14 protein-coding genes are annotated in these 13,927 nt (G+C 73.0%); 7 read left to right on the plus strand and 7 right to left on the minus strand.

All coding sequences use genetic code 11. From position 1 onward, the window contains the following. Positions 1-50: 50 nt before the first annotated feature. The 4 genes from F4692_RS05360 to F4692_RS05375 are packed head-to-tail and all read left to right on the plus strand — an operon-like array spanning position 51 to position 2,662. Positions 51-965, plus strand: a complete 915-nt coding sequence (locus F4692_RS05360; RefSeq protein ID WP_179618558.1) for a hypothetical protein — start codon at positions 51-53, stop codon at positions 963-965. Then, positions 962-1,705, plus strand: coding sequence for a hypothetical protein (locus F4692_RS05365; RefSeq protein ID WP_179618559.1), 744 nt, complete (start codon positions 962-964; stop codon positions 1,703-1,705). The genes F4692_RS05360 and F4692_RS05365 overlap by 4 nt, the downstream gene beginning before the upstream one ends. A 25-nt stretch (positions 1,706-1,730) precedes the next feature. Next, positions 1,731-2,147: a hypothetical protein gene (locus F4692_RS05370; RefSeq protein ID WP_179618560.1), complete on the plus strand. Its 417-nt coding sequence runs from the start codon at positions 1,731-1,733 to the stop codon at positions 2,145-2,147. Continuing rightward, complete coding sequence (locus F4692_RS05375; RefSeq protein ID WP_179618561.1) at positions 2,144-2,662, plus strand: hypothetical protein; 519 nt, start codon at positions 2,144-2,146, stop codon at positions 2,660-2,662. The genes F4692_RS05370 and F4692_RS05375 overlap by 4 nt, the downstream gene beginning before the upstream one ends. Before the next feature lie 24 nt (positions 2,663-2,686). Here the strand turns inward: F4692_RS05375 and F4692_RS05380 are convergent, their stop codons facing one another. After that, positions 2,687-3,235: an antibiotic biosynthesis monooxygenase gene (locus tag F4692_RS05380; RefSeq protein ID WP_179618562.1), complete on the minus strand. Its 549-nt coding sequence runs from the start codon at positions 3,233-3,235 to the stop codon at positions 2,687-2,689. A gap of 132 nt (positions 3,236-3,367) precedes the next feature. Between F4692_RS05380 and F4692_RS05385 the strand changes: the two genes are divergently transcribed. Next, the gene (locus F4692_RS05385) at positions 3,368-4,366 is read left to right on the plus strand and encodes a sulfotransferase family protein (RefSeq protein ID WP_179618563.1); all 999 of its coding nucleotides are present in this window, start codon (positions 3,368-3,370) and stop codon (positions 4,364-4,366) included. Here F4692_RS05385 and F4692_RS05390 read toward each other — a convergent pair. Beyond that, the gene (locus tag F4692_RS05390; protein WP_179618564.1) at positions 4,350-5,228 is read right to left on the minus strand and encodes a hypothetical protein; all 879 of its coding nucleotides are present in this window, start codon (positions 5,226-5,228) and stop codon (positions 4,350-4,352) included. The genes F4692_RS05385 and F4692_RS05390 overlap by 17 nt on opposite strands. Before the next feature lie 41 nt (positions 5,229-5,269). Beyond that, complete coding sequence (locus tag F4692_RS05395; protein WP_179618565.1) at positions 5,270-5,539, minus strand: acylphosphatase; 270 nt, start codon at positions 5,537-5,539, stop codon at positions 5,270-5,272. Between the two features lie 35 nt (positions 5,540-5,574). Between F4692_RS05395 and F4692_RS05400 the strand changes: the two genes are divergently transcribed. Then, on the plus strand, positions 5,575-7,008 hold the full coding sequence (locus F4692_RS05400; protein WP_308645164.1) for an MFS transporter: 1,434 nt from the start codon (positions 5,575-5,577) through the stop codon (positions 7,006-7,008). 9 nt (positions 7,009-7,017) lie between these two features. Here the strand turns inward: F4692_RS05400 and purB are convergent, their stop codons facing one another. Genes purB through purD form a run of 3 tightly spaced genes read right to left on the minus strand, consistent with a single transcriptional unit; the run spans position 7,018 to position 10,246 of the window. Then, a complete protein-coding gene (gene purB / locus F4692_RS05405) occupies positions 7,018-8,436 on the minus strand; it encodes an adenylosuccinate lyase (RefSeq protein WP_179618566.1) in 1,419 nt (472 codons plus the stop codon). A gap of 3 nt (positions 8,437-8,439) precedes the next feature. Beyond that, on the minus strand, positions 8,440-8,985 hold the full coding sequence (locus F4692_RS05410; RefSeq protein WP_179618567.1) for a ribonuclease FAU-1 family protein: 546 nt from the start codon (positions 8,983-8,985) through the stop codon (positions 8,440-8,442). Beyond that, positions 8,978-10,246: a phosphoribosylamine--glycine ligase gene (purD, locus tag F4692_RS05415; RefSeq protein WP_179618568.1), complete on the minus strand. Its 1,269-nt coding sequence runs from the start codon at positions 10,244-10,246 to the stop codon at positions 8,978-8,980. Before purD ends, F4692_RS05410 begins: the two co-directional genes overlap by 8 nt. 143 nt (positions 10,247-10,389) lie before the next feature. On the opposite strand from purD, the gene F4692_RS05420 reads away from it, so the two are divergent. After that, positions 10,390-12,543, plus strand: coding sequence for a protein kinase domain-containing protein (locus F4692_RS05420; protein WP_179618569.1), 2,154 nt, complete (start codon positions 10,390-10,392; stop codon positions 12,541-12,543). A gap of 13 nt (positions 12,544-12,556) precedes the next feature. On the opposite strand, the gene F4692_RS05425 is transcribed toward F4692_RS05420, so the two are convergent. Next, positions 12,557-13,843: an adenylosuccinate synthase gene (locus F4692_RS05425; RefSeq protein WP_179618570.1), complete on the minus strand. Its 1,287-nt coding sequence runs from the start codon at positions 13,841-13,843 to the stop codon at positions 12,557-12,559. Positions 13,844-13,927 lie beyond the last annotated feature (84 nt).

Below are 13,927 nucleotides of genomic sequence, written 5' to 3' on the forward strand. Positions count from 1 at the left end.
GCAGGCGGGGTAGTGGTGCCTCGTCACATCACCAGGGGGTTGGATCAAGCGTGCTCCGCATCTCGTTCCCGACGCTCGGCAGCGCCGCCGCACTGTGCGGTGGCCAGGCCGACCACGTCGCGTCCATCAAGTCCTACGTCAGCGACGTCTGCGACCGCCCGTCGGCGTTCAAGGGCGTCCTGACCCTGTTCGAGGGGTCCTACAACGCGGGGGTCAACGCGGCTCTCGACGGACTGCAGAACTCCGTGCAGATCGGCGACAAGATGCGCACCGAGCTGCGCGCCACGCGCGACGACTTCGTCGAGGCCGACCTCGCGTCCTACAAGCGGATGCGCGACGCGCTCGGCGACCTCGCGGCGATCGCGCCCTACCAGCTGCCCACCGGAGACGACGACTACCACCGTGGCGGCACCCCGCCGGCGGCGACGCCCGGCAAGGACGAGGACCACGACGGGCTCGACGCCGGCGACTACCGCGACGCCGCCCGCGACCAGTTCTTCCGCGACACCCAGCGCGAGACCGACCAGCCCGACTGGGCCAAGAGCCACAAGGACCGCTACCAGGACTGGTGGGACAAGGTCACCGACAAGGACGGCGACGAGCGTCGGGTCGACGAGAACGCCCGCGACCGGCAGAGGGACGACGCGCGCTCGGCGGGCGAGCGCGCCCGCGACGAGGCCAAGGCCGACGGCGCCAGCCGCGCCGAGGCACGCGACCAGGGCAAGGAGACCCGTCGCGACACCAACCAGGACCACCGCGACTTCAACGACGGACGCGACACCGGTGGCCGGACCGGCGCCTACGCCAACGACCTCTACAACGAGGGCAACGACCTCTACGAGAACGTCAACGACCTCGGTGACCACGTCGGCAACATCGCGGAGAACCACGAGCAGGCCGAGGACCTCGACGACTTCCGCGACCGCGACGAGGACAAGGACCTCCGGGACTGGGGTGCTCGATGACCGTCAGCGAGCGCTACGACGCGAGCCAGGCCGTCAACGGGGGTCGCCCCGACGGCGGCATGGGCGACTACATCGACAGCCTGCGCGACGACTGCGGGCTCATCATCGGCGCGATCCTGTGGGCGGTGAAGAAGTTCGCGCACCGCGACCTGCTCGCCGAGCTGCTCGAGCCGATCGCCGGTGACTTCAACGCCATCTCCTCGATGCAGAAGGGCTGGCTGCAGGTCGCGAGCGCCAGCGGCGCCGTCGGCGACAACTACGACGCGCTGCGCTCCCAGCTGGCGCCGGTCCTCGACGGCCAGTCGGCGGACGCCATCGACGCGATCCTCGACCGCATCGCGGAGGCCCACCAGGGCCAGGAGGACGCCGCCGAGCTCATCTCCGAGCAGCTCGGCAACATGCTCGAGGTCGCCCAGGCGACCGCGGAGTGCGTCTGCGCCGCGCTCGAGTTCATCGACTCGTGCATCCAGGAGATCCTCGCCGACGCAGCGGTGCCCTTCGCCGGCTGGGTCAAGGCCGGCGTCTCGGCTCCGGGCAAGGTGCGCCGGGTCATCCAGCTGATCAGCCAGGGCAAGGACGCGATCGAGAACCTGCTGCGCTTCGCCAAGGTCGCCATCACGGCCATGAAGTACCTCAACGCGCTCTTCGACACCGCCAACGCCGTCCTCAACGCCATCGAGGTCGGCGGCGACGTCGACAACTCGACCAACGTCGACGACACGGCGAACGCCGGCTTCTAGCCGGACTCCTAGAGTGGGGACCACCATGGACCGCAACGACCCGCAGCTCCAGGCAGCCGTACGCCGCTCCAACGAGGCGAAGAAGGCAGCCGTGGCCGACATCCGCGCCCTCACGGCGTCCATCAAGCGCAGCCACGCCCAGTTCAAGGCCGAGGCCGCGGGCCGCCGCTCCGAGCGCGAGGAGGCCAACCGCCGCGGCGACAACGGCCCCGACGTGCAGCGCGTGCAGCAGCGCGTCGACCGCGGCGAGACCACGTGGGAGGCCGTGCGCGACGGCTCCGACGACCACCCCAGCAGCATCCGGGTGCGCCAGATGATCACCGCCAACCTCGACCAGCTCTCCGAGGCCATGGCCCGCGACCCCGAGGTCCTCGAGCAGCAGCGCGACCTCGACGCCCGCAACGAGGAGATCGACCGCCTGCGCGGGCCCGAGGGTCGATGAGGACCGACCGCCGCGCCACCCCGCTCCTCGTGTGGGTGCTCTCGCTGGTCGTGCTGGCCGGGTGCGGCGTGATGCTCGCCCTGGGCGCGCGCGACACGGTGCGCCACGTCACCGCCGACGACCAGCCCGCCACCATCACCGAGGTGGGCGGCACCGGCTCGCGGGTCAGCACCAACGACCGTCGGCGCTCGCGCAGCATCGGCTTCCGGCTCGAGGACGGCTCGGAGCACGCGGCGGCAGCCGAGGGCCGGTGGTTCTGGTGGCCGAGCCCCGGCGACACCATCCACGTGCACCGGACGTCGTCGGGCGACTGGGAGATCAGCGAGGAGTTCTCGTGGCTGCGCACCCTCGGCTACGGCGCGCTGTTCCTCCTCCCGTGGCTCGTCGCGCTCCTCAAGGCCTGGGAGTGGGCGCAGCGGAGGTGGCGGCCCGAGCAGTGGGCCGCGAAGGAGCGGGAGTCGCGCGATCGCGTACGCCGTCGCCTCGACCGTCGCCGCACGTCCCGCGAGCGCTAGTCGACCGAGGGGCCCCCGCGCGCGTCAGCGGTGCAGCCACCAGCTCATCCGGCGGGTGATCCACGGCAGGAAGACGTACGTCATCAGCGGCGTCATCACCGTGGTCACCAGCACGACGCGCGGCACCAGCGGCCAGCCGGCGATCGTGTGCGAGGCGATGACGTTGGCCGTCAGGCTCAGCGGCAGGAACACGAGGAAGATGACGACCATCTGCTTCCACCGCGGCGGGGCGGCAGGTGCCGCGCTGAGCAGCTCGACCGACGCCGGCTCGTCGAACCAGCCCTCGATGCCCGTACGCCGCTCGCGCCGCGACTCCTCCACGTCGCCCGCGGCGGCCTCGAGCCACCACGCGCGCTGCGGGGAGGCCTCCCAGGCCGCGAGCGACTCGGCGTCGGCGAACCGGTAGAGCATGTGCCAGTCGGGGGACTCCGCGCTCGGCCGGACCCAGCCCGACCCGAGGAAGCCGTCGAACTTCTCGGCCATCGAGGTGCCCGCCTGCATCCAGGCCAGCATCTGCGTCGTGTGCGACGGGTCGACGTGACGGGTGACGGACACGGTGACGGGGGCGGTCATGGGTCCGATTCTCCGGCCGGAGGACCGGCTCGGCGAAGTCGAGGACGGCGAGATCCCGGCCACGTGGGACTGGCGTCTCATTTGTTGAGTCATTTACTGTGCTTTGAGTCAGCACCCACCCCAGGAGGGATCGTGCCCCGAGCACCACGCCCCGACTTCCTCGTGATCGGCGCCCCCAAGGCCGGCACCACCGCGCTCCACGCGGCGCTCGCGCAGCACCCGGACGTGTTCGTGTCCGACCCGAAGGAGCCCAAGTACTGGCTCTGCGACGGCGCGCCGCCGCCCGCGTGGTGCGGTCCCGGCGACAAGCACTCCCAGCAGGAGTGGATCTGGCGCGCCGACCGCTACTACCCGCTGTTCGCGCCCGCCGCCGAGCACCAGGTGCGCGGCGAGAGCACTCCGTTCTACCTCTGGAGCCGCGGGGCCCACCGCCGGATCGCGGAGGACCTGCCGGACGTACGCCTGGTCGCGGTCGTGCGGGACCCCGTCGACCGGGCGTACAGCAACTGGATGCACCTCTGGTCCGACGGTCTCGAGCCGGTGTCGGACTTCGTCGCGGCCTTCGACCGGGAGGCCGAACGGGTGCGCGCCGGGTGGGCACCGTTCTGGCGCTACCGAGGGCTCGGGAGGTACGGCGAGCAGCTGGCGCACCTGCACCAGCACGTCGACGCCGACCGGATCCTCGTCCTTCGCTACCGCGACCTGGTCGACGAGCCGCGGGCGACCGTGGACCGGGTGAGTCGCTTCCTCGGGATCCGTGAGGGCATGGTCGACGCGATCCCGCGCGACAACTCGCGCAGCTTCGTCGCGCCGGGCTGGCGGCCTCGGCTCCTCGGACCGGTGGTCCGGGCCGGGGCCCGGCTCGGCCAGTTCGCCCCGCCCGAGGTCTGGCGCACCGTGCACCCGCTCTCCCTCGGCCTTCTCAGCGACCACCGCGGCGCCCACCGACCACGGCTCGACGCCGACACCCGGCAGCACCTGCTGGAGGGATACGCCGAGGACATCGGACTGCTGTCCGAGCTGACGGGTCAGGACTTCGGCGACTGGCTCTCCCCCGAGAGCCGCGGCTCCTTCCAGGAGCGGGCCACGGTCACCAGCCTGCTGGACCGCGGGGTCAGCGCACGCACGTGACCAGGTCGTGCGACCCGTCGGGTCCGGCGGCCTCGACGTAGTAGCGCACGCGCCCGTCCGGCAGTGGCACGGCGGTGGCGTAGCGGAAGGCGCCGTCGGAGTGCGGGGAGCTGATGGGCGGCTGCGCACTCCGGGTCAGTGCCGCACCGTCCCACGTGGCGACCCCGGTCGTCTCGTACCAGTTGGACGCGGCGTCCGGTCGCCCGTCGTACAGCACCGTGCCGTCGGGCAGCACGGCGCTCACCCGGGCACCGCGGGCGTCCCACACCCCCGGGCGTCCGGCGAGGACCTCGCCGCGGTCGATCCAGTCGAGCCCGTCGACGCTGGTCAGCCGGCGCGTCGTCATCCGGTCCTCGTGGCCGGGCAGGTCGAGCGGGTGGCAGCACAGCCACATCTCGTAGCCGTCGTCACGGGTCGTGACGACCGGGTCCTTCACGCCCGTGTCGCGGTCGCCGTCGTGGACGCGGCGACGGACCCCGTCCGGCAGCCCCTTGACCGTGTCCGCGGTGAGGCTGTCGACCCACCAGTGCTTGGAGTCGGGCGTGGCGCAGGAGAGGTAGAGCCGCCAGCCTCCCTCGCGCAGCGGCACGAGCACGGACCGCTCGAACGACTCGGCCCCGAAGGACTCGCGCGACACCTCGGCGACCTGCTCGAAGGTGACACCGTCGGCCGACCTCGCGACGACGACGGACACGCCGCGCCCGTCGGTCAGCGGACGACGCACGCGCCACGTCAGCCAGATGACGCCGTCGACGAGGACGGCGCTCGCCGCCCCCGCCCAGTTGCCCGCGCCGGGCCCGGGCGCAGGCACCACGACCTGCACGTCGTCGTAGGTCGGCGGGGCGGCGGTCGTCGTGCTCATGCCACCACGATAGTCGACCAGATCACTCGAGTTCGGCTCCGTCAGCCGGTGACCTCGAACGACGTCGCGCCGCTGGGCGCCGCCTCGCGCACGGCGACGCCGCTGACCCGTGCCGACGGCGGTCCGTGGTGGCACCACGCGACCAGGTCGCTGACCGCGACGTCGTCGCCCTCGGCGTGCAGCAGGACCGACCCGTCGACCTCGTTGCGCACCCACCCGCTGACCCCGAGGCGGAGCGCCTCCTCCTGCGTGTGCCACCGGAAGGCGACGCCCTGGACCCGGCCCGTGATCCGCGCCTCGACCGCTGCCATGCCCCGATCATGCCCTGGGTGCAAGGCTGGCGGGCGTGAGCCAGGACGAACGCACCGCCCCCGCCGCCGCGCAGGGGACGTACGAGCCCGATCCCCGTCGCTGGCGGGTGCTCGCGGTGTCCCTCGTCGTGGGCTTCATGTCGCTGCTCGACGTCACGATCGTCAACGTGGCGATCCCCTCGATCCGCGAGGGGCTCGACACGAGTGCCGCGACGGTGCAGTGGGTGGTGTCCGGCTACGCGCTCGCCTTCGGCATGACGCTCGTCGCGGGCGGCAGGCTCGGCGACGCGCACGGTCGCCGGCGGATGATGACGATCGGGCTCATCGGCTTCGTGGTGTCGAGCGCCGCGGTGGGCCTGGCCCCCAACGCCGCGTGGATCGTCGTGGCCCGGCTGGCGCAGGGGGCGAGCGCCGGGCTGCTCACGCCCCAGAACTCCGGGCTGATCCAGCAGCTCTTCCGCGGCGAGGAGCGAGGCCGGGCGTTCGGGATGTTCGGCTTCACCGTCGCGGTCGCCTCCGCGACCGGTCCGCTCATCGGCGGCGCGCTCATCGGCCTGTTGGGCGACGAGAACGGCTGGCGGTCGCTCTTCCTCGTCAACGTGCCGATCGGCCTGGTCGCGCTCGTCCTGATCCGCCGGATGGTGCCGGACAACGAGGACGCCGGCGACCGGGACCCGCGGGTGGACCTGACCGGCGCGCTGCTGCTCGGGTTGACCGTGCTCGCCGTGCTCTACCCGCTCGTCAGCCTGGAGGGTGGCGCCGGGCTGCCGCTCGTCCTGCTGGTGGCGTTCCCACCGCTGGCCTGGGCGTTCGTGCACTGGGAGAGGCGGACCGTACGCCTGGAGCGCCCGCCGCTGCTCGACGTCTCGCTGCTGCGCAGCCTGCCGGGCTACGCCAACGGCCTCCTGGTCGGCACGCTCTACTTCACCGGGTTCACCGGCATCTTCCTCGTGCTCTCGGTGCACCTGCAGGAGGGCGAGGGGTTCAGCCCGCTGCGTACGGCCCTGCTGATGACCCCGTTCGCCGTCGGGGCCGCGGTCACCTCGCCGATCGCCGGTCGGTTCGTCGGCAGGCTCGGGAGGAAGGTCACGCTGGTCGCGCTCAGCGTGATGATGACGGGGACCGCGCTGGCGGCCTGGCTGGTGACCTCCCCGAGCGACGACCTCTGGTGGACGCTCGCGCCGGCGATGCTGCTCGCCGGCATCGGCGGCGGCGGCGTCATCTCGCCGAACTTCACCCTCGCGCTCGCCGAGGTGCCGCCCGAGATGGGCGGGGCCGCCGGGGGCGCACTGCAGACCGGCCAGCGCATCGGCTCGGCGTTCGGCGCCGCCCTCCTGATGACGGTCTACCAGGCCGTCGCCGCGACGACCTCCGCGCCGGTCGCGGCACGCAGCGCCCTGCTCGCGGCCCTCGCCGTGCTGGCCGTGGCCCTGGCCGCCGCCGTACGGTCGTGGCGGCTCGGGGACTGACCGGGCGACCTAGAGGATCGCGCCGGGGACGTAGGCCGCGGCCTCCGGGTGCCGGGCCGCGAGCGCCTCGACGCGGGCGACGACCGCCCGGGTCTGGGCGACGGCCGCCCCGGTGAACTCGATCGGGTCCGCGACGAGGGCGTCGATCTGGTCGCGGGTCAGGCCGAGTCGTCCGTCGGCGGCGAGCTTGGTGAAGACGTCGTTGTCGGCCTGGCCCGCGCGCATCGCGAGCGCGGTCCCGACGGCGGCCTCCTTGATCGCCTCGTGCGCGGCCTCGCGGCCCACCCCGTTGCGTACGGCCGCCATCAGCACCTTGGTCGTGGTGAGGAAGGGCAGGTAGCGGTCGAGCTCGCGCTGGATCACGGCCGGGAAGGCGCCGAACTCGTCGAGCACCGTGAGGAAGGTCTGGAAGAGGCCGTCGGTGGCGAAGAACGCGTCGGGCAGGGCGACCCGGCGCACGACCGAGCAGGAGACGTCGCCCTCGTTCCACTGGTCCCCGGCCAGCTCGCTGACCATCGACAGGTGGCCGCGGATGATCACCGCGAGGCCGTTGACCCGCTCGCAGGAGCGGGTGTTCATCTTGTGCGGCATCGCCGACGAGCCGACCTGGCCCTCCTTGAACCCCTCGGTGACCAGCTCGTGGCCGGCCATCAGGCGCACGGTCGTCGCCAGGTTGGAGGGGCCGCTGACCAGCTGGACCAGCGCCGCCACGACGTCGAAGTCGAGGGATCGCGGGTAGACCTGGCCGACGCTGGTCAGCACGTCCTCGAAGCCCAGGTGGCGCGCGACGCGCTCCTCGAGCTCCTCGAGCCGGGAGGCGTCGCCGTCGAGCAGGTCGAGCATGTCCTGGGCGGTGCCCATCGGGCCCTTGATGCCCCGCAGCGGGTAGCGCGCGAGCAGCTCCTCGATGCGCTGGACGCCGATGAGCATCTCGTCGGCGACGGTCGCGAAGCGCTTGCCGAGGGTCGTCGCCTGCGCGGCCACGTTGTGCGAGCGGCCGGCCATCACGGTGGTCTCGTGCTCGGCGGCGAGGCGGCCGAGGCGCACGAGCGCGGCGACGGCGCGGTCGCGCACGACCTCGAGCGAGCGGCGTACCTGCAGCTGCTCGACGTTCTCGGTGAGGTCGCGCGAGGTCATGCCCTTGTGGATGTGCTCGTGACCGGCCAGCGCGGAGAACTCCTCGATGCGGGCCTTCACGTCGTGGCGGGTGACCCGCTCGCGCGCCGCGATCGAGTCGAGGTCGACGGTGTGGACGGCCGCCTCGTAGGCCTCGACGACGCCGTCGGGCACGGCGATGCCGAGGTCGCGCTGGGCCTTCAGCACGGCGACCCACAGCTGACGCTCGAGGACGATCTTGTGCTCGGGGGACCAGATCTCGGCGAGGTCGGCGCCGGCGTAGCGGGTGGCCAGGACGTTGGGGACGGTCACGGCTCAGATTGTCCCATCCGCCGGGGTCCAGTCGTCCCACGGTGCCCACCAGCGGTCGCCGCGCTCGAGCAGCTCGGCGACGTGCGCGGCCTCGGCCAGCACGGCGAGCAGCTCGTCGTGCGTGATACGTCCGGAGGCGAGGCTGGGGGCGAGGTCCTGGACGTCCTTCCAGCGCCACGCCCCGTCCGGGTCGATGACGATGTCGAGCTGGAGGTCGTTGACGTCGACGCCGTCGGCGGTGCGTACGACCGGTGTCTCGAAGTTGACGTACCAGGAGAGGAACGCGCCCTCGGCGTCGAAGAACTTCCACACGCTGTACCAGTCGCCCGGGCGCCGCAGCTTGAGCACGGTCGTGCCCGTCCACGCGTCGAGGTGGCCCCACGGGTGCGGGACCGGGTGGTCCGGGAACGTCATCGGCGTGCCGTCGCGCTGGAGGCTGACGAGGATCGCGTCGTCGGCGACGACCAGCTCGTCCCACGACGCCCACTCGGCGCCGTGCAGCACCTCGCGGACCCGGATCGCGGACCCGGGGGCTGCGTGCTCAGCCACGCGACTCGGCCCCCTCGACGATGCCCAGGGGCTCGGCGGCGATGTCGCGCCGCCACTGGGCGCCGGCGAAGCCGATCGAGGAGACGCCCTCGTAGGCCTTGGCCCGCGCGTCGGCGACGTCGCCGCCGACGGCCCGGACGGCGAGCACCCGACCGCCGGCGGTGACCAGCCCGTCGGTCGTCCTGGCGGTGCCGGCGTGGATGACGTCGACGTCGGTCTCGACCGCCAGGGTCTCGGTGCCCACGATCACGTCGCCCGAGCGGGAGCCCTCGGGATAGCCGGCGCTCGCCATGACCACCGAGACGGCCGCGCCCGCGGCGAAGGTCGGGGCGGGAGCGGAGGCGAGGTCGCCGTCGGCCGCCGCGCGCAGCAGGGTGCCGAGCGGCGAGGTGAGCAGGGCCAGCACCGGCTGGACGTCCGGGTCGCCGAAGCGGCAGTTGAACTCGATGACCTTCGGGCCCGCAGCGGTGAGGGCGAGGCCGACGTAGAGGCACCCGACGAACGGCGCGCCCCGCTGCTGCATCTCGGCGAGGGTCGGCGCGACGACGTCGGCCATGACCGCCTCGACGATGCCGTCGGGCAGCCAGGCGAGCGGGGCGTACGACCCCATCCCGCCGGTGTTGGGGCCCCTCCCGCCGTCGAAGATGCGCTTGAAGTCCTGGGCCGGCAGCAGTGGCCGGCCGACGGTGCCGTCGCAGACGACGAACAGCGAGAACTCGGGCCCGTCGAGGAACTCCTCGACCACGACCCGGTCGCAGCCCGCGGCGTGCGCGAGGGCCTCGGCGCGGTCGCCGGTGACGACCACGCCCTTGCCGGCGGCGAGCGCGTCGTCCTTCACGACGTACGGCGGCCCGTACGCGTCGAGGGCGGCTGCCACCTCGTCGGGCGTGGCGCAGGTGCGGGAGCCGGCGGTGGGCACGCCCGCGGCGGCCATCACCTCCTTGGAGAAGGCCTTGGACCCCTCGAGCCGGGCCGCGGCCCGCGACGGACCGAAGACGGCGACGCCCGCGTCGCGCACCGCGTCGGCGACGCCCGCGACGAGCGGCGCCTCCGGACCGACGACGACCAGGTCGGCGCCGAGCGACGTCGCGAGCGCCGCGACCGCGGCACCGTCCATCGGGTCCACGTCGTGGAGTGTCGCGACGGCCGCGATGCCCGGGTTGCCCGGGGCGGCGTGCACCTCCTCGACGGCGGGGTCGAGCGAGAGGGCGAGGGCCAGCGCGTGCTCACGCCCCCCGGTTCCGATCACGAGGGTCTTCACGGGTCGCGAGCCTATCGAGGCGTCCGGCCTCCCCGGTTCCGGGAGGTTTGGCCGGACACCCACCGGGCACGCGGTCGGCGCAGGACGTCGTCGGACGTCGAGGACGGTCGAGGCACGGTCGAGGAGAAGGAGCAGCTGTGGCGATGCAACCGGGGGACACCTTCGGCCGGTACGAGGTCGAGCAGGCGCTCGGACGCGGCGGGATGGGCGTCGTCCACCTCGCGCTCGACACCCGGATGCAGCGCCGGGTGGCGCTCAAGGTGATGTCGCAGCAGCTCGCCGAGGACGCCGAGGGCCTGGCGCGGTTCCACCGGGAGGCCGAGACGCTGGCGCGGCTCGACTCCCCGCACATCGTGACGATCTTCGACCACGGCGACGTCGACGGCACGCCCTACCTCGCGATGCAGCACGTCGCCGGGGGCGACCTCGGCACCCAGCTCAAGCAGCGCGGCCCGGTGCCGACCGCGATGGCCGCCGCGATCTGCGCCCAGGTCGCCGAGGCGCTCCACGACGCCCACTCCGCCGGCATCGTCCACCGCGACGTCAAGCCGGCCAACGTCCTCGTGCGAGACCCGGACGCGGCCGAGCCGTTCGTCTACCTCGGCGACTTCGGCATCGCCCAGGCACAGTCGGGCGAGGGGCTCACCCGCGCGGGCAGCGTCGCCGGCAGCTGGGCGTACCTCGCCCCGGAGCGCGCGCACGGCGCCCCAGCGACGCCGGCCAGCGACGTCTACGCCCTCGGCTGCCTGCTGCACGCGTGCCTGACCGGGCGCGCGCCCTACGCCGGGTCCGACGTCGAGATGGCCGTCGCGCACGTCAACGAGCCGGTCCCCCAGCTGCCCGGCACCGACGAGGCGACCGTCGAGGTCAACCGCATCCTCGCCAGGGCGATGGCCAAGGACCCGGCCGACCGGTACGCCACGGCGGGCGAGCTGCGCAGCGACCTGCTCGCCCTCTCCCGCGGCACCCACGACTCCGGTGCCTCGCCGGTGCCCTCCACCCCGACGCCCGATCCCGGCGGGGCGCACGTGCCGGCCCCCACGTCCGGGTCCCCGTCCGGCTCCGCGTCCGGCTCCGTGCCCGGCTCCGTGTCCGACACCCGAACCGGCACCGGGCGGCGCACCGGCCGGATCGCGGCCATCGCCGCAGCGGTGCTGGTCGTGGTCGTCGGCGGGACGCTCGGCGTACGCGCCCTGGGCGGGGACGACGACACCACCGCCACCCCCGACGGCGCGGGCACGCCCGCAGAAGCGGTCGAGGACCCCGTCGCCGGGGACTGGGACGGCGACGGCCTCGGCGACGTGCGGGTCGGACGGACGGTCTTCCGCGACGGCTTCGAGCCGCTGCCGGTCGTCCTGCTCGCGTCCGACGGCTCGGCGCTGGGCGAGGCGGCCGAGGACATCGGCACGATCGAGCGGCCCAAGACCGGGGACGTGGACGGCGACGGCCGGCCCGACCTGGTGCAGTTCGAGGCCAGCGAGGACGAGACCGAGGTGACTGCGACGGTCTGGCGCGGCACCGGCGACGGGGTCGACGAGCCGACCCGCCACACCTTCCGGTGGCGCACCGACTACGGCTTCTACGGCGTCGGCGACTTCGACGGGGACGGCCGCTCCGACCTGCTGATGACCCGCAACCGCGGCGAGAAGTTCATGGTCGTCGCCGTGGCGCGCAGCACCGGCGACGGGTTCGAGGACCCCGTCGAGTTCGCCGCCCGCGGCGGCCGTGCCAACGAGGACGACCTGTTCGCGATCGGCGACTTCGACGGCGACGGGCGCGACGACCTCGCCGCGCAGGTCTTCAACGGCGGCGACGCCGTCGGCGTGCGCTTCCGGGTGCTGCTGAGCACCGGCGAGCGCTTCCGCAAGACGCCGACCACCCGCATCGAGGACGGCCGCTACGGCGTCGCCGACTTCACCGCCGCCGACATCGACGGCGACGGCGACGACGAGCTCGTCCACCTGATCACCGACCGGTGGGGCGAGGACGAGTACGGCGCGACGGTCGCGGTGCAGCGGTTCGTCAACGGCACCTTCGGCACCCCCGAGGAGCTCGTCGCGCCGACCAGCGGCGGGCCGGACATCCCCTACCTCGACGTCGCCGCGTCCGACGTGGACGGCGACGGCGACGAGGACGTCGTGCGGCTCCACTCCTACGACGACGAGTCGGGCACCGCCCTGGTCGAGGTCCACCTCGCCGACGGCGGCACCCTGCAGGAGCCGGTGGCGTGGGGCGAGGTGCCGTGCACCACCGACGGCTGCGAGTCCGAGAGCGCCTCGCTGGTCGACAACGAGTAGTCGTCGGCGGGGGTCAGCCGCCGTGGACCACCACGGTCTGCTCGCGGCCCGGCCCCACGCCGACGCCCCAGATCTTCGCGCCGGAGATGTCCTCGAGCGCCCTGACGTAGGCCTGCGCGTTGGCGGGCAGCTCGTCGAAGGAGCGGCAGCCGGAGATGTCGGACTGCCAGCCGTCGAAGTACTCGTAGACCGGCGTGGCGTGGTGGAACTCGGTCTGCGTCATCGGCATCTCGTCGACACGCTGGCCGTCGATCTCGTAGGCCACGCACACCGGGATCCGCTCCCAGGCGCCGAGGATGTCGAGCTTGGTGAGGAACAGCTCGGTGAGGCCGTTGACGCGGCTCGCGTAGCGCGCGACCACGGCGTCGTACCAGCCGCAGCGACGCGTACGCCCGGTGGAGACGCCGATCTCGCCGCCGAGCTGCTGCAGCTGGACGCCGTCCTCGTCGAACAGCTCGGTCGGGAACGGGCCCGAGCCGACGCGGGTGGTGTAGGCCTTGATGACACCGATGACCCGGTCGATGCGGGTGGGGCCGATGCCGGCGCCCACGCACACCCCGCCGGCGACGGGGTTGGACGACGTGACGAACGGATAGGTGCCGTGGTCGACGTCGAGCATGGTCGCCTGCGCGCCCTCGAACAGCACCGTCTGGCCGGCGTCGAGCGCCCGGTTGAGGAGCAGCGAGGTGTCGCAGACCATCGGACGGAGGCGCTCGGCGTAGGACGTGAGCTCCTCGACGACGGCGTCGACCTCGATCGCGCGGCGGTTGTAGACCTTGGTCAGCAGGTGGTTGCGGACGTCGAGGGCCGCCTCGACCTTCTGGGTCAGGATCTTCTCGTCGAAGAGGTCCGCGATGCGCACGCCGACGCGGTTGGTCTTGTCGGCGTAGGCCGGGCCGATGCCGCGACCGGTGGTGCCGATCTGCTTCTTGCCGAGGAAGCGCTCGGTGACCTTGTCGATCGTCGCGTGGTAGCTCGCGATGACGTGGGCGTTGGCGCTGACCTTGAGGTCGGCCACCTCGACGCCGCGGGCGATCAGGCCGTCGAGCTCGCGGAAGAGCGCCTCCGGCGAGACCACGACGCCGCCGGCGATCACCGAGGTGGCGCCGGGGGTCAGGATGCCGCTGGGCAGCAGGTGGGTGGCGTACTTCTCGCCGTTGACCACGATGGTGTGGCCGGCGTTGTGACCACCGCTCGTGCGGACGACGTAGTCGATCGGGTCCGTGGTGGCCAGCAGGTCGGTGGCCTTGCCCTTGCCCTCGTCGCCCCACTGGGCGCCGAGCACGACGATCGCGGGCATCCCAGCCCTCCTCTGTCTCGTTCGGCAGAACCTGAAATGCGAACAGCCCCGGCACAAGGCACCGGGGCTCTTGCGGCCACACGC

This window comes from Nocardioides cavernae (genome assembly GCF_013410035.1).
Taxonomy (GTDB): domain Bacteria; phylum Actinomycetota; class Actinomycetes; order Propionibacteriales; family Nocardioidaceae; genus Nocardioides; species Nocardioides cavernae_A.

Coding starts and splice junctions, on each gene's coding strand:
- F4692_RS05365 (WP_179618559.1), top strand. CDS start 962: ATGACCGTCAGCGAGCGCTACGACGCGAGCCAGGCCGTCAACGGGGGT.
- F4692_RS05370 (WP_179618560.1), top strand. CDS start 1,731: ATGGACCGCAACGACCCGCAGCTCCAGGCAGCCGTACGCCGCTCCAAC.
- F4692_RS05420 (WP_179618569.1), top strand. CDS start 10,390: ATGCAACCGGGGGACACCTTCGGCCGGTACGAGGTCGAGCAGGCGCTC.
- F4692_RS05395 (WP_179618565.1), bottom strand. CDS start 5,539: ATGGCAGCGGTCGAGGCGCGGATCACGGGCCGGGTCCAGGGCGTCGCC.
- F4692_RS05380 (WP_179618562.1), bottom strand. CDS start 3,235: ATGACCGCCCCCGTCACCGTGTCCGTCACCCGTCACGTCGACCCGTCG.
- F4692_RS05390 (WP_179618564.1), bottom strand. CDS start 5,228: ATGAGCACGACGACCGCCGCCCCGCCGACCTACGACGACGTGCAGGTC.
- F4692_RS05425 (WP_179618570.1), bottom strand. CDS start 13,843: ATGCCCGCGATCGTCGTGCTCGGCGCCCAGTGGGGCGACGAGGGCAAG.
- F4692_RS05375 (WP_179618561.1), top strand. CDS start 2,144: ATGAGGACCGACCGCCGCGCCACCCCGCTCCTCGTGTGGGTGCTCTCG.